This is a genomic window from Megasphaera sp. DISK 18 (genome assembly GCF_001682955.1).
GTDB lineage: Bacteria > Bacillota > Negativicutes > Veillonellales > Megasphaeraceae > Megasphaera > Megasphaera massiliensis.
The window spans coordinates 1-19,595 of sequence record NZ_LUGJ01000019.1 but is presented as its reverse complement, the minus strand read 5'-3'; the positions used below and the strand labels follow the sequence as shown (position 1 = coordinate 19,595).

Below are 19,595 nucleotides of genomic sequence, written 5' to 3'. Positions count from 1 at the left end.
ACTGAGGACATCCATTATTCCACTGAAAAAGCCCAATGTGCTCAACTCCTGTTCAGTTGTAAAAATAAGGATTTACGGTACGGGATCATATCCACCTTTATGAAAGGGATGGCATTTTAAAATGCGCCTTATAGCCAAGTAACTCCCTTTTAACGCACCGTATTTCTGCAATGCTTCAAGAGCATAGGCAGAACAAGTGGGATAAAACCGGCAGCATGGCCGGTGAAGCGGCGATATAAATAACTGGTAGCCCCGAATCAGGGCTATGAAACACCATTTCATGCATCATCACTTCTTTTTCAATACCCTGGCATGCCGGAATAACTGCAAAATAGACTGCTCTGCTTCTGCATATCCGGCATATTTTAGACTGCTGCGGCCAATGAGGACTAAATCGAAACCGTCCTTCAGATCAAACTGATGGAGTCGGTACACTTCCTTCATCAGGCGGCGGCAGCGGTTGCGCTCAACGGCACAACCGATTTTTTTCCCCGTCACAAAACCGATGCGGGTCGGTTGCTTTGGCGACCGCGGCAGGACGTATAACACGACGCGGCGATTGACATACGACTTCCCGCGGCGGTATACGAGCTGGTATTCGCGATTCTTACACAGCCGTTGCTCTTTCGTTAGTTCATACATACATAATTGTCCTAGTAATGCTAGAAAAACAGAAAAATTCCACATGCCGGAACTTTTCTGTTTATCTCGTAATAATTAAGCAGAAAGTTTTTTTCTGCCTTTCATGCGTCTTCTTTTTAAAACCATGCGGCCGCCCTTAGTCTTCATTCTTTCACGAAAACCATGAGTTCTTTTTCTCCACAATGTATTCGGCTGATATGTCTGTTTCAAGCTAGACACCTCCTTTTCCATCATTGACTGTAATTAATTTACACCATAACAGGTTAATTATAGTAAGTGAACTTAAGCCTGTCAAGCCTTATTTTTAGTGGATTATTCCATTTGAGAATACTTTATGCATAAGTATTCCAGCAAAAATTTCTTCCCATAACCAGGGTTTTGTTGTAGAATGTGGATAGATAAATACAGTTATCAACAATCCATCCACATTTTGTGGATAAGTGGAAAGAATCGGAAACTCGATGTATATCGGCTTTCCGGCTTTTTACATTTCATTTGTTCACGTTGTCCACAATGAAGTTGTACACATATGAACGCCCATTATACACACTTAAATTTTTCGTACAGACAGGAAGGATTATTATGGATCTGCTCAGTTTATGGGAAAAAATGTTAGCCAATTTGAAACAAGTCTTGCCAAAAGAAATTTTCACCAATTGGTTTGAAGGCAACATCATTCCCTACTCGTATTCCGAAGAAGAAAATCTGCTCATCCTCGATACGATGACCAATTTTCTTCGCGATTATGTCAGCAAAAAGTATACCGATGTCCTGGAGACAATCGCCGAAGAAGTCATTGGCCATAAAACCAGGGTTCAGCTCATTACCAGCCAAGAAAAAACGCCGACCCACGACAAAACCGAAGCCGTCGCCGAAACGATCACCCTTCCGCCAAAACAAAGGATGCCACAGGCCGAAACAGTAACCTCCCCTAACGTCGGAAAACCGGCCCAGGCCGTCCCTACTGAATGGGTTCAACCTGAACTTCCCATGAACGATGCCATGCCGGCCATAAAGGATGCCGCTCCGTTATCACTGACAACAGAATCCAGTCCTTATAATAATAATTTAAATAAAGATTATACCTTTGACAACTTCATCGTCGGCAACAGCAATCGCGTAGCTACGGCCGTTGCCAAGTCGATCGCTGCCGCTCCAGCTCAAAAATGGAATCCTTTTTATATTTACGGGGACAGCGGCCTGGGCAAGACCCATTTAATGCATGCCATCGGCCATGAACTGTTAAAAAACTTCCCGAATATGCGTCTCTTATGCATTACCAGCGAAGACTTCGTCAATGAATTCATCCAATGCATCCAGGACCAGAATACGGAAAGCTTCCGACGCCGGTACCGCAACGTCGACGTCCTCTTTGTCGATGATATCCAGTTCCTCGGCCGCGGTGAAAAGGAAAGCTCTAAGGAAGAATTCTTCCATACCTTTAATAAGCTCTACCAGGATAAAAAGCAGATGGTATTTACCAGTGATCGTCCGCCCCGCGACATAAAAAAACTGGAAGAACGCCTGCGTTCACGCTTTGAAAACGGCATGGTCACGCAAATCGAACCGCCTGATTTGGAAACGAGAACCGCCATCTTACGAACCTGGTCCGAAAAAGAAAATATCGTCTATGATTTAGATGCCTTAAATTACATTGCCGCCAATGTCAGCGAAAATATCAGAAAGCTGCATGGCGCTTTTATCCGCGTCCTCTTAGAAGCCTTGCAGACCAAGAGTAATGTCACCTTGCCGTTGGTTAAACATGCAATCAGCTATATCACTGATGCGCAAGATGAAAAGAAGTATATTACCATCGATGAAATTACGACCTATATCTGCCAACATTATAATATCAATTATAAAGAATTGATGGGCAAAAAAAAGACCAAGGATATTGCCCTTCCTCGTCAAATTGCCATGTATATGTGCCGTGAACTGACCGGAAACACTTATCCTCATATCGGAACAGCTTTCAATGGTCGTGACCATACGACGGTTATGCATGCCTGTACCAAGATCATGGAACGAGCCAAAGAAGATCGTCATTTCAAAGAACATATCGAAAAGATGATGAATGAAATCCGCGGTGTGGATAACTAGGTTGATAAAAATATCGATAGATTGTGGATAAGGTAAAAAAAGAAATCCACAGTGGAAATGTGGACAAAAAATAACTCGTTATCCACATTTTATCCACACCTGTGGATAGCTGAAATTGGCTCTTATTCATCACTTATCCACAAATTCACAGGCCCTACTACTAAGACTACTATTTTTTAATTCACATTTAATTAATTTACTCAGCGCAGAAAAGGGGATACTCCATTGAGACTGAAACTAAAAAAAGAAGATCTTAACAAAGGCTTACAAGCTGTCCAAAAAGTAGCTCAGAACAAAAACAACAATATGTCTTCTGAAAACGGCCTTCTGATTAAAGCCCTTCACGGCATTATCGAATTTCAGGCCAATGATTATGACATGGGAATCAAGATCACCGTTCCCGGGATCATTGAAGAAAAAGGAGAAGCCTTCATTGCCAATCCTTATTTAATGGACTTGACCCGACGAATTCCCAGTGATGAAATTGAAATCATCAAGGCCGATACGGATACGCAGCTCCTCATTAAAGGCGACAAGCTGAAATTTGAATGCCTGACCATCAACCCCGATGACTTTAATGAAGTCGAAATCGTCGAAAACGGCTATGCCAGCTTTAAAACGACGAGTGTCGTCTTAAAGGATTTAATCGATAATACGTCTTATGCCTGTGCTACCGACGTAGCACGTCCGATTTTCATGGGGACCTTCCTCGATGTCCAAGGGGATCAGATGACCATGGTAGCTACGGATACGCACCGCCTGGCTCTGAAAAAGACGACCCTCGATGAACCGGTGAATAATCCGCTGCAGGCTGTTATCCCCAGCCGGCTCTTGTCAGAAATTTCTCGTCAGCTGCCAACAGATATTCCGGAGACCGTCGAAATCACAGCCGTCCGCAACTACCTGGCCGTTCAGTTCGGCAACGTCTACATCCGTACGCGCCTCATCGAAGGGGACTTCCCCAATTACCGCCGCGTCATCCCGACGGACTTTAAATGTATTGCCAAAGTCAATCGCTCCGAATTTTCAGGCGCTGTGGAACGAGCTTCCATCGTAGCCAAAGATGCTCAGTATAATGTCATCAACTTCCTCATCAGCGAGGGCCAGATTAAATTGATGAGTCAGCATCCCGATTACGGTACCGTCGAAGACTACGTCTCCTGCGATATGGACGGCGAAGAATTGGATATCTCCTTCAATGGAAAATTTATCCTCGACATCTTGAAACATTGTCAGAGCAACGAGGTCATCTTGAAATCGAAAGAAAACAGCCCGATGCTCGTTCAGGATAAGGATGACGATTCTTGTGTATTTGTTGTAACCCCTATGAGGACAAAATAATGGAAACAATTAAAATTGAAACGCCGATGATCCAATTGGACCAGTTTTTGAAATGGGCCAGTATTTTACAAAGCGGCGGCGAAATCCGCTTTTTATTGGATGAAGATAAAATTTTAGTAAATGGAATTTTATGCAAAGCCAAGAGAAAAAAACTCTATCCGGGAGATACGGTAGAAATTAAGGATGTCGGTACATATTTGATTAAAGGTGAATAATTATGATGATTGAGTCGGTTCGACTGCACCGGTTCCGAAATTATGAGAATCAGAAAATTTCCTTTCCTAAGGCGACGATTCTCTTATATGGGCAAAACGGACAAGGGAAGACCAATCTTCTGGAATCTTTATATTTAGGCGGAATCGGCAAGTCTTATCGGGGCATTGCCGATTCTGATCTCATTTCTTGGGAGCACGATAAGGCCAGTGTTATCATCGATTTTAACCGTAACGATACGACACAGCAGATAAAAGTGATCTTGTCCAAACTCGAGAAAAAAGAACTGTGGGTCAATGAAACAAAGGTATCGCAGAAGGAATTGATCGGAACCTTGAATGAGGTCCTGTTTTCGCCCGATGACCTGCAGCTCATCAAAGGCAGCCCCTCTTTGCGTCGCCGTTTCATCGACATGGAGATTTCTCAGGTCAGCCGGTCTTATTACCGTGATTTGCTTCAGTATAACCGGGCCGTATCGCAGCGCAATCTCTTATTGAAAAAGATGAAATACAACGCCAATCAATCGCTTGATGAATGGGATCGGCAGATTGCCGGTTTTGCAGCTTCCATTGTAGCGAAACGCTTAGAAGCTCTTCAGAAATTATCGTTTTTGGCAGGGGTTCTCCATAAAAGGCTCAGTCGGGGAAAAGAAATGCTCCATCTGACCTATGTCCAACCTTATGGGACTGGGGAGGGCCGCCATCAGACCGATCCGAAATGGTATTATGACTGCTTACAGCAGCATCTCCCTGAAGATATCCGCCGTCAAGCTACGTCGGTCGGGCCTCATCGTGACGATCTCTTATTTTCTGTCGGCCAAGGGGATTTAAAGAAATACGGTTCTCAGGGACAACAGCGGACGGCCGTCTTGGCGCTGAAATTGTCGGAGCTGGAATTTATCAAATCGGAGACCGGCGAATACCCCGTTCTCTTATTGGATGACGTCATGAGTGAGCTCGATCAAAGCCGGCGCCAGGCCTTGCTGGACTTTGTCCGCAACCGGATTCAAACCTTTATTACGACGACAGAGCCTGACATTTTTGCCGGTATGGATGGCTGTCATCCCATCTGTATTGAACAAGGGAGGGTGGTTTCTAATGGAGAAGCGAAGTCTTAAACTTGAAAAAGCCGGACTTGCCATTCCTGAAGTCTTGGCCAAACACCGTCTGCTCCTTCCCTACCGGATGTACCAGGCTAAGCGGGACTGGAAAAAAATCGTAGGCGAGCAAATTGCTAAATATTCATATATATTAGATTTTAAGAATAATGTTATTGTTATTGCCGTCATGAATCCCGTTTACATGAATTATTTATTTATGTATAAAAATAAAATAATAGAGGAAGTTAATTCCTATGTTGGGCATCAGGCTATTGCCGATGTCCGTTTTGTCAAAAAGGGGAAAAAGCCGGTTCAGACGGTCTATGAAACCTTAGACGGAGAAGAAAAAGATGTCCTTCCTGAAGGAAATATTCGCCAAGTCATTCTCGACGATTCGACGGTGGCCAACATTCGTCGTGAAACGGAAAAACTGCCGGACGGCTTGCGGGAACGGGTCGTACAGCTTCGTTTTGCCCAGGCTAAACGGATAAAAGCCTATGCCGTAAGCGGCTTCATTCCCTGTCCCTCCTGTGGCCGCTGGATGGCTAAAGGCGAAAAGATTTGTATCTTTTGCCGGAGCGCTGCCCGTCATGCCCTGAAAATGAAGGTACGTGCCGTTTTAGAAGATATGCCCTGGCTGACCTGGGAGAAAATGGCCGAGGCCCTGACCGTTCCGACAACGGATAAATCCGGTGAACAAGCCTATAATGACGTTCGACGCAGCCTTATCTATCGGTATATTGAAAAGGTGTATTATGAATATGATACGGCTGCTGATGACCTCGTTTTGGCCATCCTCATTACGCGCCGTGTACCCGGCGATATACCGCCTAAATTTATTGAAAATCTCGTTGCAAAATATCGGAGGAAACCAGAAAATAATGTATCTCCATCTGAGTCCTGACACGATGATTCCCATCAAGGATATCGTGGCTATCGTACCGTATCCGAAACAAAAAGGCGCGGCTATTTTACAGTCTTTCGACCTCCCCGTGCGAGAGGTCGGAGTTTCGTCAGAACGGAATTGGCGCTCTTTAGTGATTACCGGGGAGGCAGTCTATTCTCTGCCCCTGACCGGGGAGACCATGCTTCGCCGATATCAGAAATGTTTGCAGATTTTGTCGCATTGCGAACAGGCGTAAGGGCGGTACGTATTTAAAAATTATTGATTTTACGGTATAATAAAGTGTTAGTTGCCTAGTTAATCATTAAAAATTGCAAGAAACAGGAGTTGAGAATTTATATGTCGAAAGACAAAGCGCGATATGGTGCCGAACAGATTCAAGTATTAGAAGGCCTGGAAGCCGTTCGTAAACGGCCTGGGATGTACATCGGCAGTACGTCTGAACGCGGTCTGCACCATCTGGTTTATGAAGTCGTCGACAATAGTATCGACGAAGCCTTGGCCGGGTATTGTACACATATCGAAGTTACGATTCAGGAAGACAACAGTATCACCGTTGTCGATAACGGCCGTGGGATTCCGGTTGCCATGCATAAGATCGGCAAGCCTGCTGTTGAAGTCGTATTGACCGTCCTCCATGCCGGCGGCAAATTCGGCGGCGACGGCTATCCCATTTCCGGCGGCCTTCATGGCGTCGGTATTTCTGTCGTCAATGCCCTGAGTGCCTGGACTAAGGTCGAAGTAAAGCGCGACGGCTATCTATGGGACATTTCTTTTGCCCGCGGGTTGACGGAGTCGCCGTTGAAAAAAATCCGGCCCTTGGAAGCCGGTGAAGAAACGGGAACCCGAGTCTCGTTTAAACCGGATCATGACATTTTCCCCGATACGGTATACGATTTCAATACCTTGAAGACCCGCCTGCGGGAACTCGCATTTTTGAATAAAGGCTTAAACATCACCCTTACCGATAAAAGAGGCGAAGGCAAACAAGAAGTATACTGCTATGAAGGCGGTCTCGTTTCCTTTGTTTCCTTCTTAAATGAAAAACACCAGGCCGTCAATCCGACGGTGGTCAGCATCGATGGTGAAAAAAATAAGGTTATCGTCGATATCGCTATGCAGTATAACGACGGCTACAGTGAAAATATCCTGACCTTTGTCAATGATATCTTTACCGAAGAAGGGGGCACGCACCTCAGCGGGTTCCGTTCCGGTTTGACTCGTACCATCAACGACTATGGCCGCAGTGCCGGCATTTTAAAGGACAATGAAGATAATTTATCCGGTGAAGACGTCCGCGAAGGGTTGACGGCTGTCATCAGTGTCAAAGTCCGGGAACCTCAGTTTGAAGGGCAGACGAAGACCAAGCTCGGAAATGGCGAAGTCAAAGGCATCGTCGATAACATCATTTCTGATGGCTTGAAAGAATTTTTTGAAGAACATCCGTCGGAAGCAAAGGCGGTCATCAATAAGACCATTTCGGCGTCTCGTGCCCGCCAGGCAGCCCGCCGTGCCCGCGAATTGACGCGCCGGAAAAATGCTTTGGAAATCAGTAGTCTTCCCGGTAAATTGGCCGACTGCTCAGAAAAAAATCCTGATCAGACGGAAATTTACTTAGTCGAAGGTGACTCGGCAGGCGGCAGCGCCAAACAGGGCCGAGATCGAAGATTCCAGGCTATCCTTCCGCTCCGCGGGAAAATCATCAACGTAGAAAAAGCTCGTCTCGATAAGATTTTGGCTAATGAAGAAATTCGCTCCATGATCACGGCTTTCGGTACCGGTATTGGTCAGGAATTCGACATCAGCAAACGCCGTTACGATAAAATTATCATCATGACCGATGCCGATGTCGACGGTGCCCATATACGCACGCTGCTCTTGACCTTCTTCTACCGCTTTATGAAGCCCCTCATTACGGAAGGCCACGTCTTCATCGCTCAGCCGCCGCTGTATCAGGTTCGTAAGGGCAAACAGGTATGGTACTTCTATACCGATGAATCGATGCAGAGTAAGCTCGATGAATTAGGACGCGACAATAACTCTGTCGTCGTCCAGCGTTATAAGGGCCTTGGTGAAATGAATCCGGAACAGCTCTGGGAAACGACGATGGATCCTGAAAACCGGACCATGCTCCAAGTCCACTTGGAAGATGCTGTGGAAGCCGACCGTATTTTCTCGGTCCTCATGGGCGATAAGGTCGAACCGCGGCGTAAATTCATTGAAGACAATGCGAAAAAGGTCCGTAACCTCGACTTATAAGCAGGAGAACCTATGCCGAAACTTTCTCGAAAGATAAATTTATTTACCGATTCCGTCATTGCCCGCATGTCAAAGGTAGCTGAAGGCTGCGGGGCCATTAACCTGTCCGAGGGCTTTCCCGATTTTCCGCCGCCGAAGGCTATGCTCGACCGCTTGGCCGAAGTCGCCAAGGAGGGACCTCATCAGTACAGTCTCGATAACGGGGCTTCGAATCTGCGCCGGGCTCTGGCTGATTATCGAAAAAGCTTTACCGGAAGGCGCCCCGACCCGGAGACGGAAATCGTCGTTACCTGCGGCGGTACGGAAGCGCTGATGACGGCCATGATGGCCATCGTCGATCCCGGCGATAAGGTCATCCTCTTCTCGCCTTTTTATGAAGCCTATGCAACGGATGCCCTGCTCTGCGGGGCCGAGCCGATTTATGTGTCCCTCAAAGGGGATGATTACACCTTTGACGGCGATGAATTAGAAGCGGCCTTTAAACAGCGGCCGAAGGCAATCTTTATTTGTAACCCGTCCAATCCCTGCGGTAAGGTTTTTTCGAAAGAAGAACTGCTTACCATTGCGTCCCTTGTCGAAAAGTATGATACCTTTGCCGTCATAGATGAAGTCTATGAACACATCGTCTACGAACCGACGGAGTATACCTATTTTTCGACCCTTCCCGGGATGTATGAACGGACCATTTCCTGCGGTTCCCTATCGAAGACGTATTCGATTACGGGCTGGCGGTTAGGCTATATCTTTGCCTCTCCCGCAGTAACCGATGCCATTAAAAAGCTGCACGTCTATCTGACAATCAGTGCTCCCAGTCCCCTTCAAGAAGCGGCTGTAACCGGTCTGGAGTTCGGTCCTGACTACTATCAGGGTCTTAGGGAACTCTACCGGAAAAAGCGAGATTTCGTCATGAAGGGACTCGATGCCATCGGCATAGCTCACAACGTCCCTCAAGGAGCTTTTTATATGCTCCTCGACATCGGTACCTACGGGTATGATGACGATGAAGCCTTTTGCCGGGATTTAGCGGAAAAAATCGGCGTCGCCCTCGTTCCGGCATCGACCTTTTTTAAAGAACCTGTCCATCACTTGGCAAGATTGCAGTTTGCCGTCCGCGATGAAACCTTAGACGAAGCCCTGCATCGTCTGGAAGGCATTCATAAACTAAAAAAATAATTTGTCTCGTTACCTTATCATAAGGAGGGATTACCGATGAAAAAATGGCACCTGCTTCTGGCTGCCCTTTGTCTGACAGTCAGTTCGATGACAGTCCTGGCCGACGGCGTTCCGGAAGGTACGCAGACGGGACGGTCGTCAGCCGTCATCCTCACTGATCCGACGGTAAATATGAAGAATTTGAGTGATTTTTATATTCTTGAAGGCCGTACCTATGACAAGGTAACCGGATTGCTTATGGCCTTGCCGCCGCAGACGACAGGCCTTACAGGCGCTTATTATTTTCGCGTTGACAAGCAGGTCGTCGGCGACTACTTCTATCACGTTAAAGCTTACGATACGGACTCCCACGTCTTAAAGGGAAACTATTTTGTGGCTAAAGATGAGAGCAGTGCCTGGAAGCTTCAGAACGACCAGCAGGCATCCCTTATCTACGGCAGTGCTGAAAAGCTGATGGATAAGGTTGAAGTCGTCGTGTATCCGCAAAAAATCCCTCTTGGCAGTTACGGCATCATCCGCGTCCATGTACCGGGAATGATTCCCTATGATATCAAGGCAACCAGCCTCAATACGAAAATTGCCGATATTACGGACAGCATGAACATCCATCCTCTGCAGGCCGGGAAAGTCGACCTCGTCGTCGATGTAAAAGTCGGCGATTCCCTTCGCACGGTGACTAAAGAAATTACCGTCGTCGATGAAGCGGACCACAGAGAATCAAAGTCCCGCAATAATCCCAGCGTCGGTGTCGGAATCGGCATCGGCTGGGGCAGCGGATGGCATCATGGCGGTGGAATCGGCATCGGTGTAGGACCTTGGTGGTAATCTAAAAGGAGAGTGTATCTACTGTGGAGTTTTCCCTAGGAAAACAGTTACTGGTCATCATCTTACTTATCTTTGGCAACGGCATCTTCTCTTTATTGGAAATGGCTATCGTCAGCAGTCATCAATCGCGATTGGAAGCGATTGCCGATGAAGGAAGCAAGTCGGCGGCTATCGTCCTGAAACTGCGTGAAAATCCGAATAAGATGTTTTCTACGGTCCAGTTCGGCATTACCTTGATCAGCCTTCTGACCGGTGTCTACGGCGGGACGGAAATGGCCGGTCCTTTATCCGTTTATGTAGCCAAGATTCCAGGCCTTGAACCGTATGCCTATACGATTAGTCTGACCAGTGTCGTCGTATTGATTACCTATTTGACGATTATCCTCGGTGAAATTGTTCCTAAAAGGATTGCCATTGACAATCCTGAAAAAGTAGCCTGCTTGCTGGCCCGTCCCATGCTGTACTTTTCGGCCATCTGTACGCCTGTCGTCTGGATCCTGTCGTGGTCTACGACGGCTGTCACCAAAATGATGGGCGTCAAGAAGCCGGAAGTGCTGCCTGTTACGGAAGACGAAATAAAATTGCTCTTAGAGCAGGGCGTCGAACTCGGGGCTTTTGAAAAAGAAGAACCGGAGTTGGTCACCCGCGTCTTTCGCCTGGCCGATATGGACGTCGGCGATATCATGACCAACCGTACCCAGGTCGACTGGCTCGACGTCGAAGATCCGGAAGCGACGATGATGAATGAATTGGTGGCCTTCAATCACAATAATCTTCCTGTCGGGCGGGGGTCTTTGGATGACTTCATCGGCATGGTATCGGTCAGTGAAATATTTCAGAAGTATTATGAAAATATTCGCCTGCAAAAACCGGCGTCTCTGCCCGTTATTGTAGAAGAATGCGTCCACAAACCGATTTATATTCCGGAATCGATGGACATCATGAAAGTCGTCCACGTCTTTCGCGAACACAGCGTCCATGAAGTCGCCGTCCTTGATGAATACGGAAACTTTAGCGGCATCCTGACCCTTCACGACATCCTCGAAGAATTAGTCGGCATCATGCCGGCCGGGGAAGAAGAAAAGAAGGAAGAAGCCAATCGCATCATCCAACGGGGACCGAACGACTGGCTTATCGAAGGACTGCTTACGATTGAAGAATTTAAAGATTTCTTCGGCATCGAAGATGAACTGCCTGACGAAGAAGAAGACTTGTATAAAACGCTGGCCGGCCTGATTACCTATGGTGTCGGCCGGATTCCACGGGAAACGGATACCTACGTATGGAAGGACTTTACCTTTGAAGTCGTCGATATGGATAACCTCCGCGTCGATAAAATCCTCGTCACCCGCAATCCTGATTATTCAGAAGACGATGCAGAAGAAAAATAAAGGCATGAAAAATGGGAGCTGTACCTCAATCCAATGGGTACAGCTCCTTTTGTCGTACTTATTCACTTTTTGTCGAGCGGAGAAAGAGATTTTTTAAGACTTCATGAGGGTCCTGATGTTCCTTTATGATGGAATGAACGGCCGACGTAATGGGCAGTTCTACGCCGTAGTGGGCCGATAGATCTAACAGGGCTTCGGTCGTGCTGACGCCTTCGGCCAGTTTTGAAAAAGCTTTTCCTTCGATAAAATCCTGACCGAAGCGGCGGTTGTTGCTGTGCGGCGAAAAGAGGGTCGCTTCATAGTCGCCTAAGTGACTGAGGCCGTATACGGTCATGGCCTGGCCGCCCATGGCAGAGACTAAAACCGATAACTCATGGGCACCGCGGGCCATGAGGGCACCTTTTAAGGCCGTCATATGGGCCCCGTCGAGCATGCCGGCTGCAATACCGACGACGTTTTTGGCAGCAGCTCCAATTTCAATGCCGAGAAGATCTTGGCCGTAATAGAAGCGGATCAGCGGGCTGGTAAAAGTATCGACTAAGAAATGGGTCAACTCATCGTCTGCCGAGGCGATGACCATGCAATTGGGCATGCCGCTAATAAAATCCTGGACATGGCCGGGTCCGACCCAGACCGCAGTCCGTACTGCCTCCCCAAGTTCTTCTGCCATGACCGTCGTCAGCCGCTTGCCGCTGCCGGCTTCGAGGCCTTTCATGGCCAATATGAAGGGCAAGTGCTTGTCGTATCCGGCGCTCCGGATATCCGTGGCAAAGGAACGAAGCTGTTGGGCACTGATGGAAATGATGCAGATATCGGCACCGGACAGGGCCTCTTTCAGGTCGTCGGTCAGGGTAATTGCGTTCGGTAAGGTAAGATAATCATTTTTCCTTGTTTCTTTCAGGCGGCTCAGGTTTTTCGAACCCGGTCGTCCCCATAAGGTCACGTCATGACCGATGTGGTCGGCATACCAGGCATGGAAACTGCCCCAGCGGCCACATCCTAAGACGGTGATATTCATAGTGGTTTCTCCCCTCAGAATAAGTTTTTGTAATTAAATTATAACATGGATTCATCGATTCAGACAGTTTGTGACGATGGATAAGGGCTTTAACCAAAGTATACTTTTTTGGCAAGGATGTTGAATTTTGTTGGAATTGCAATGGATATTTGTCCCCTCATTGGATATACTGAACTCAGAAAGGGCAGTGATAAGCCCTCTTGTTTCGGTATGTCGTGAGTCAGCAGCTAGTCTGCCGCGAAAGGAGTATGCCTTATGGGAAGAAAAATTACAGAAAAAGTTACTTGGGTCGGAAAAATCGATTGGGAACTGAATAAGTTTCATGGCCATGAATATTCGACGGAAAAGGGTTCGTCTTATAATTCCTATTTAGTTCGCGACCAGAAAGTCGCCTTGATCGATACGGTATGGAAACCCTTCGATGAAGAATTCGTCGATTACTTAAAACAGGAAATCGACTTGAATAAAATCGATTACATCGTCATGAACCATAATGAAAATGACCACAGTGGGGCACTGCCGGCTTTGATGCGGGAAATCCCCGACGTTCCCATTTACTGTACCCAAAAAGGTGAAGCCATTCTTCGCGGGCTGTATCACCAAGATTGGAATTACGTCAACGTCAAGACCGGCGATACATTGGATCTCGGTGACAGTAAGCTGGTATTTATTGAAGCGCCCATGCTCCATTGGCCGGATACGATGTTTACCTATATGACCGGTGACAATATCCTCTTCAGTAATGACGGATTCGGTCAGCATTTTGCCAGCGAATGGATGTATAACGACTGCGTCGACCAAGCAGAACTCTATCATGAAGCCATGAAGTATTATGCCAATATCTTGAATCTCTACAGTCCCATGGTCATCCGTAAGATTGATGAAATCTTAAAGATGAACGTTCCCGTCAACATGATCTGCCCCAGCCACGGCGTCATCTGGCGCGATAATCCTCTTCAAATCGTGGAAACGTATCAGAAGTGGGCTAAAGAATATCAGGAAAATCAGATTACCATCATTTACGATACGATGTGGAACGCCACGCGGCGCATGGCTGAATCGATTGCCCAAGGCCTTCGTGAGGCCGACCCGACGCTGACGGTCAAGTTGTATAATTCAGCCGTCGACGATAAGAACGATATCGTCACGGAAGTCTTCAAATCGAAGGCTATTTTAGTCGGCTCACCGACAATCAACTACGGATTTCTCTACTCTATCGGCGGCATCATGGAAATGATTCGCGGTCTGAAGTTTAAAAACAAGAAAGCCGCAGCCTTTGGCAGTTACGGCTGGAGCGGTGAATCGGTCAAACAGATTACGGGCCTTTTAAAAGAAGCCGGATTTGAACTGGTTAACGACGGACTCCGCTGCCAGTGGAACCCCGACATGGAATCACAAAACCTTTGCCGTGACTTTGGGCGCGATTTTGCAAAGTCTCTGGAAAAATAATCCTCTTCTGTCTCATAAAAAAAATCGGATCTCTCCCTCGAGAGGTCCGATTTTTATTCATGATATGATTCTTTATAAATGGGCGATGACGGCGTCGCGATAGGCTTCGGTCGTCGCCTTTCCGCCAAGGTCCGGCGTGAGGGCTTTCTTTTCTGCCAGGACGGCATCGACGGCTTTGCGAATCTTTTCGGCAATGGCCGTTTCGCCGATATGTTCAAGGAGCATGCAGGCTGACCAAAGAAGAGCCGTCGGATTGGCAATGTGCTTGCCGGCAATATCGGGAGCGCTGCCGTGGACGGCTTCGAACATGGCGTAATCGTCGCCGATATTCATGGAAGGCAGGAGACCCAGGCCGCCGATGAGGCCGCTCGTAAGGTCGGAAATGATATCGCCGTAGAGGTTTGGCATGACGATGACATCGAACTGTTCCGGACGCATGACCAGCTGCATGCAGGTATTGTCGACGATTTTATCATCGCTTTCAATCTGCGGATAGTCAGCGGCGACGGTGCGGAAGGTGTCGAGGAATAAACCGTCGCTCATCTTGAGGATGTTGGCCTTATGGACACAAGTGACTTTTTTGCGTCCGTGGGCAATGGCATATTCAAAGGCCGAGCGAATGATGCGTTCACTGGCTTTTCTCGTGATGAGTTTGATGGCGTGAACCGTATCTTCATTCATCTTATATTCGACGCCGATATATAAATCTTCTGTGTTTTCACGGAAGGTGACGACGTCGACGTTGGGAAAGGGGGTCGGTACGGCTGTATTCGACTTGGCCGGACGGATATTGGCATAGAGATCGTATTTATTGCGCAAGGTGACGTTTAACGAACGAAAACCCTTGCCAATGGGCGTCGTAATGGGTGACTTTAAGAGAATGCGGGTCTTTTCAAAGGAAGCAAAGGCAGCATCGGGAATAAGGGCGCCGTTCTTTTCATATTCAGCAGCGCCGACATTGAAAATTTCGTAGCTGAGAGGCGCTTTGGCAGCGTCGAGGATGGCAAGGACAGCGTCGGTGATTTCGGGACCGATGCCGTCGCCTTTGAATACGGTAATTGTCTTCATGGTTATCTGTCCTTTCGGGGAATATAATCCATGAGGTCGCCGACGTACTTGGCGGCCGGACGGACGATGCGGTTGTCGTAGAGCTTGTGTTCGATGTTGTGGGCCAGCCAGCCGACCATACGGCTGATGACGAACAGCGGCGTGTATAGATCGCGGGGAATGCCAAGCATATTATAGGCAAAGCCGCTGTAAAAATCGACGTTGCTGCACATGGTGACGCCTTTTTCTTTGGTAAGGGTATCCATGGCCAATCGTTCAAAACGGTTGTAGAAGCGGAAGACGTCGTTCATGCCTTTTTCTTTGGCCAAGATGCCGCAGTAATGACGCATGATTTCAGCCCGGGGGTCGGACAGGGTATAGACGGCATGGCCAAAACCGTATACCAGACCTTTGTCGCTTCCCTTGAAGGTTTTATTGAGGATTTGATGGATGACTTCCACAATTTGGTCGTCCGTAGCCTTGATGCCGATGGCATCGATGATCTGTTCCATCATCAAGGAGACACGGATGTTGGCGCCGCCGTGACGCGGTCCTTTAAGGGCGCCGACGGAACTTGCCATACTCGAATAAATATCGGTGTCTGTAGAGGAAACGACGATATTGGTAAAGGTCGAGTTGGTACCGCCGCCGTGGTCGGCATGGAGAAAGAGCAAGAGATCGAGGAGCTGCGCTTCTTTGGGAGAGAATTTGCTGTCCGGGCGCAGCATGGATAAAATATTTTCGGCTGTCGAATAGTCCTTGCGAGGGTAGTGAATGACCAGACTCTTACGATTGTAATAGTGAATCTTGGACATATAAGCATAGACGGCAATGGAGGGCAGCTTGCTCATGATGTTCAGCCCTTTGCGCAGGGTCTGATATACATCCGTATTGTCCGGATCGGGATCATAGTTGTACAAGGTCAACAAGGCGTGCTGCAGCTTATTCATCAGATTTTTGCCCGGCAGGCGAAGGAGGTTCATTTCCAAAAAGTCATCGGGCAGATCATATCCGTTTTGCAGCACCTTACAGAAGGCTTTTAATTCGTCTTCGGTCGGCAAGTAGCCGAAGAGGAGAAGAAAACTCGCTTCTTCGTATAAATAACCTTTATAATTCGTTTCTTTGACCAGCTCGCGAATATCGATGCCGCGGTAGTATAAGATGCCGTCACAGTCGATTTTTTGGTCATTTTCGTCGCGACGGTAGCCGACGACATCGGCAATGCGGGTCAAACCGACGAGGACGCCGGTATGATCTTCATTACGCAAGCCACGCTTTACACCGTACTTGGAAAACCATTCGCGGGGAATCTGCGTGTAGTTCTGTGACTTGCCGTAAAATTGGGCTAAATAAATATTTTTATCCAATTTGATTCCTCTCTTTCCTTCGAGTATGAATATAGAGGAATAACTTATAAATTATCGGTTATTCAGGAATATTCATATTTTTTTTATAGGGAATATTTTTCAGAATATTCCTGTAAAGTATAAGTTATTATAGCATATTAATGGACAAAGTAAAATAAAAATCATGCAAACTATGTAACGTTTAAAGGGTAGTCAAGGCCTTTTTTTGTATGATATAATATTTACTGAAATGGAATAAATTTTATATTGTGAAAATTATTTTACTAAATTTCATATTATGAAAAGCCGTCGCGTCAGCGATGACAAAGGAGGGGTTACGTATGATTCAGTTATACGATGGTGGTGTCTATTTAGTTAACGGTAAGGATATCGTACCGGAACAGGAAGCGGCTAAGGTTCAGCAGCTTACGGGAAAGACTGTTTCCAAAGAAGACGCAAAGAAGGGAACGATTGCCTATTCTATTTTAAAAAATCATAATACGTCAGCATCGATGGATAATTTGAAGATTAAATTCGATTCTATGGCGTCTCATGATATTACCTACGTCGGCATTATTCAGACGGCGAAGGCCTCGGGGATGGATCACTTCCCGCTGCCCTACGTCCTGACCAACTGTCATAACTCACTCTGTGCCGTCGGCGGCACCATTAATGAAGACGATCATGTATTCGGCCTTTCGGCAGCGAAAAAATACGGCGGTATTTTTGTGCCCCCTCACGTCGCTGTCATCCATCAGTATATGCGTGAAAAAATGGCCGGCTGCGGCAAGATGATCATCGGTTCTGACAGTCATACCCGCTACGGTGCCTTAGGAACGATGGCTGTCGGCGAAGGCGGCGGTGAATTGGTAAAACAGCTCCTGGAAGATACGTATGACATCGCCTACCCCGGCGTCGTCGGCGTCTACCTTACGGGAAAACCGAATCCGGCCGTCGGCCCTCATGACATTGCCATTGCCATCGTCGGTGCCGTCTTTAAGAACGGTTACGTCAAAAATAAGGTCATGGAATTCGTCGGCCCCGGCATCGCTTCCATGGATACGGACTACCGCAACAGCGTCGACGTCATGACGACGGAAACGACGTGCTTATCGTCCGTATGGCGGACCGATGAAGATACGAAAGCCTATCTCACCCAGCACGGCCGCGGCGATGCCTATAAAGAATTGAATCCGGCTGACGTAGCCTATTACGACGGCTTCATCTATATCGACCTCAGCACCATCAAGCCGATGATTGCCATGCCCATGCATCCGAGCAATGCCTTCACCATTGACGAACTCAATGCTAATTTGGAAGACATCCTTCACGAAACGGAAGAAGCCATCAACAAGCGCATGAGCAATAAAGATTTGAAATACACCCTTACCGATAAAATTAAAGACGGTAAACTCATGGTACAACAGGGTATCATTGCCGGCTGCTCCGGCGGTAATTACAGCAACGTCGTGGCCGCTGCCCATGTTTTAAAACAGGGTACCAGCAACAGTCACGACTTCTCTCTCGACGTCTACCCCTCGTCGCAGCCTGTTTACCTGGACCTTGTCCGCAACGGTACCGTTTCGACCCTACTCGAAGCCGGGGCCATCTTTAAGACGGCCTTCTGCGGTCCTTGCTTCGGCGCCGGAGATACGCCGGCCAATAATGCCTTCAGTATCCGCCATACGACGCGAAACTTCCCGAACCGCGAAGGTTCAAAACCGGGCAAAGGCCAATTTGCTTCCGTAGCCTTGATGGATGCTCGCTCTATTGCTGCGACGGCCATTAACGGCGGCGTCCTGACGTCAGCTGACGGCTATATGGATGACTATGTAGAAACGCCTTATGAATACGACGATAAGCCGTATGCAACCTTGGTTTATCAGGGCTTTAAACAAGGTGAAGATGAAGATTCGCTGGTCTATGGACCGAATATCAAAGACTGGCCCGATATGGAACCGTTGGCCGACTCGATTCTGCTGAAAGTCTGCTCGAAAATCATGGACCCCGTTACGACGACGGATGAATTGATTCCTTCCGGGGAAACGTCTTCGTATCGTTCCAATCCCTTGGGCCTTGCTGAATTTACCTTGTCGCGTCGTGATCCGGAATACGTCGGACGGGCTAAAGCCGTAAACAAAGTCGAACAGGCTCGATTAGCAGGAGACTGCCCGGCCGGTGTCGATCCTGACTTAAAAGCTGTCTTTGAAGCCTTGAATAAGCGTTTTGACGGCGTTTCCATGAAAGACGTTGAAATCGGCAGTATGATTTACTGTGTAAAACCCGGAGACGGTTCGGCCCGTGAACAGGCAGCCAGCTGCCAGCGCGTCCTCGGCGGCCTGGCCAATATCTGCAGCGAGTATGCGACGAAGCGCTACCGCTCCAACGTCATCAACTGGGGCATGCTGCCCTTCCAAATGGAAGGCGAACCGGATTTTGAAATCGGCGACTATATTTACGTTCCCGACGTCAAAAAGGCCCTTGACGGCGACATGAAGGATATTAAAGCCTATGTCGTCACCAAGGGCATGAAGGAACTGTCCCTCTATATCGCTCCCATGACGGACGATGAAAAGAAAATCGTTAAAGCCGGCAGTCTGATCAACTACAACCGCAATCGCTGATCCTCATTCATCGAAGAGATCGTCCTTTTCGATGAGGCCTTCTTTCGGCGACGTATGGTAGCGTTTTTTCCAAGCTCGATAAAAGGTCGAATAATTGGTAAATCCACATTCGTAACAAAGCTCTGTCAAAGCCCGTCCCTCTTGCTGATATGCTCCCCTTTAGG

The 19,595-nt window shown here is 47.6% G+C and carries 19 protein-coding genes; 12 read left to right on the top strand and 7 right to left on the bottom strand.

The window, feature by feature from the left end; genetic code table 11:
* Positions 1 to 72 precede the first annotated feature (72 nt).
* From yidD to rpmH, 3 genes are all read right to left on the bottom strand, one after another.
* Complete coding sequence (gene yidD, locus A0U42_RS11450; protein ID WP_071822302.1) at positions 73 to 282, bottom strand: membrane protein insertion efficiency factor YidD; 210 nt, start codon at positions 280 to 282, stop codon at positions 73 to 75.
* 6 nt (positions 283 to 288) lie between these two features.
* On the bottom strand, positions 289 to 642 hold the full coding sequence (gene rnpA / locus A0U42_RS04595; protein WP_044503417.1) for a ribonuclease P protein component: 354 nt from the start codon (positions 640 to 642) through the stop codon (positions 289 to 291).
* A gap of 75 nt (positions 643 to 717) precedes the next feature.
* Positions 718 to 852 (bottom strand): 50S ribosomal protein L34, encoded by a 135-nt coding sequence (gene rpmH / locus A0U42_RS11445; protein WP_071822304.1) that lies wholly within the window; start codon positions 850 to 852, stop codon positions 718 to 720.
* Positions 853 to 1,224: 372 nt separating this feature from the next.
* Here rpmH and dnaA point away from each other — a divergent pair, with 372 nt between their 5' ends.
* The 10 genes from dnaA (at position 1,225) to A0U42_RS04545 (ending at position 11,947) form a co-directional block, all read left to right on the top strand.
* Positions 1,225 to 2,742 carry a chromosomal replication initiator protein DnaA gene (dnaA, locus tag A0U42_RS04590; protein WP_065360056.1) on the top strand — a complete coding sequence of 506 codons (1,518 nt, stop codon included), beginning with the start codon at positions 1,225 to 1,227 and terminating at the stop codon, positions 2,740 to 2,742.
* Between the two features lie 225 nt (positions 2,743 to 2,967).
* Positions 2,968 to 4,083 carry a DNA polymerase III subunit beta gene (gene dnaN / locus A0U42_RS04585; protein ID WP_065360055.1) on the top strand — a complete coding sequence of 372 codons (1,116 nt, stop codon included), beginning with the start codon at positions 2,968 to 2,970 and terminating at the stop codon, positions 4,081 to 4,083.
* Complete coding sequence (locus A0U42_RS04580) at positions 4,083 to 4,298, top strand: RNA-binding S4 domain-containing protein (RefSeq protein WP_044503420.1); 216 nt, start codon at positions 4,083 to 4,085, stop codon at positions 4,296 to 4,298. Before dnaN ends, A0U42_RS04580 begins: the two co-directional genes overlap by 1 nt.
* A 2-nt stretch (positions 4,299 to 4,300) precedes the next feature.
* Positions 4,301 to 5,413 (top strand): DNA replication/repair protein RecF, encoded by a 1,113-nt coding sequence (gene recF, locus A0U42_RS04575; protein ID WP_176698846.1) that lies wholly within the window; start codon positions 4,301 to 4,303, stop codon positions 5,411 to 5,413.
* Complete coding sequence (locus tag A0U42_RS04570) at positions 5,394 to 6,299, top strand: DUF721 domain-containing protein (RefSeq protein ID WP_065360054.1); 906 nt, start codon at positions 5,394 to 5,396, stop codon at positions 6,297 to 6,299. The genes recF and A0U42_RS04570 overlap by 20 nt, the downstream gene beginning before the upstream one ends.
* A complete protein-coding gene (remB, locus tag A0U42_RS04565; protein WP_044503423.1) occupies positions 6,277 to 6,537 on the top strand; it encodes an extracellular matrix regulator RemB in 261 nt (86 codons plus the stop codon). The genes A0U42_RS04570 and remB overlap by 23 nt, the downstream gene beginning before the upstream one ends.
* 101 nt (positions 6,538 to 6,638) lie before the next feature.
* Positions 6,639 to 8,558 (top strand): DNA topoisomerase (ATP-hydrolyzing) subunit B, encoded by a 1,920-nt coding sequence (gene gyrB, locus A0U42_RS04560; RefSeq protein ID WP_065360053.1) that lies wholly within the window; start codon positions 6,639 to 6,641, stop codon positions 8,556 to 8,558.
* 12 nt (positions 8,559 to 8,570) lie between these two features.
* The gene (locus tag A0U42_RS04555) at positions 8,571 to 9,731 is read left to right on the top strand and encodes a pyridoxal phosphate-dependent aminotransferase (RefSeq protein WP_083122292.1); all 1,161 of its coding nucleotides are present in this window, start codon (positions 8,571 to 8,573) and stop codon (positions 9,729 to 9,731) included.
* A gap of 36 nt (positions 9,732 to 9,767) precedes the next feature.
* On the top strand, positions 9,768 to 10,556 hold the full coding sequence (locus tag A0U42_RS04550; protein ID WP_065360052.1) for a hypothetical protein: 789 nt from the start codon (positions 9,768 to 9,770) through the stop codon (positions 10,554 to 10,556).
* Positions 10,557 to 10,579: 23 nt separating this feature from the next.
* A complete protein-coding gene (locus tag A0U42_RS04545; RefSeq protein ID WP_065360051.1) occupies positions 10,580 to 11,947 on the top strand; it encodes a hemolysin family protein in 1,368 nt (455 codons plus the stop codon).
* A gap of 58 nt (positions 11,948 to 12,005) precedes the next feature.
* On the opposite strand, the gene A0U42_RS04540 is transcribed toward A0U42_RS04545, so the two are convergent.
* Positions 12,006 to 12,965, bottom strand: a complete 960-nt coding sequence (locus tag A0U42_RS04540) for an NAD(P)H-dependent glycerol-3-phosphate dehydrogenase (RefSeq protein ID WP_065360050.1) — start codon at positions 12,963 to 12,965, stop codon at positions 12,006 to 12,008.
* A gap of 255 nt (positions 12,966 to 13,220) precedes the next feature.
* Here A0U42_RS04540 and A0U42_RS04535 point away from each other — a divergent pair, with 255 nt between their 5' ends.
* Complete coding sequence (locus tag A0U42_RS04535) at positions 13,221 to 14,414, top strand: anaerobic nitric oxide reductase flavorubredoxin (protein WP_065360049.1); 1,194 nt, start codon at positions 13,221 to 13,223, stop codon at positions 14,412 to 14,414.
* A gap of 72 nt (positions 14,415 to 14,486) precedes the next feature.
* On the opposite strand, the gene A0U42_RS04530 is transcribed toward A0U42_RS04535, so the two are convergent.
* Together A0U42_RS04530 and A0U42_RS04525 are read right to left on the bottom strand one after the other, a co-directional pair.
* Positions 14,487 to 15,482 carry an isocitrate/isopropylmalate dehydrogenase family protein gene (locus A0U42_RS04530; RefSeq protein WP_044503429.1) on the bottom strand — a complete coding sequence of 332 codons (996 nt, stop codon included), beginning with the start codon at positions 15,480 to 15,482 and terminating at the stop codon, positions 14,487 to 14,489.
* 2 nt (positions 15,483 to 15,484) lie between these two features.
* On the bottom strand, positions 15,485 to 16,828 hold the full coding sequence (locus A0U42_RS04525; RefSeq protein ID WP_044503430.1) for a citrate synthase: 1,344 nt from the start codon (positions 16,826 to 16,828) through the stop codon (positions 15,485 to 15,487).
* A gap of 320 nt (positions 16,829 to 17,148) precedes the next feature.
* Between A0U42_RS04525 and A0U42_RS04520 the strand changes: the two genes are divergently transcribed.
* On the top strand, positions 17,149 to 19,431 hold the full coding sequence (locus A0U42_RS04520; RefSeq protein WP_065360048.1) for a hydratase: 2,283 nt from the start codon (positions 17,149 to 17,151) through the stop codon (positions 19,429 to 19,431).
* Positions 19,432 to 19,434: 3 nt separating this feature from the next.
* On the opposite strand, the gene A0U42_RS11565 is transcribed toward A0U42_RS04520, so the two are convergent.
* Entirely contained in the window at positions 19,435 to 19,560 is a 126-nt protein-coding gene (locus A0U42_RS11565; RefSeq protein WP_255304105.1) for a helix-turn-helix domain-containing protein, read from the bottom strand.
* Between the last annotated feature and the right edge of the window lie 35 nt (positions 19,561 to 19,595).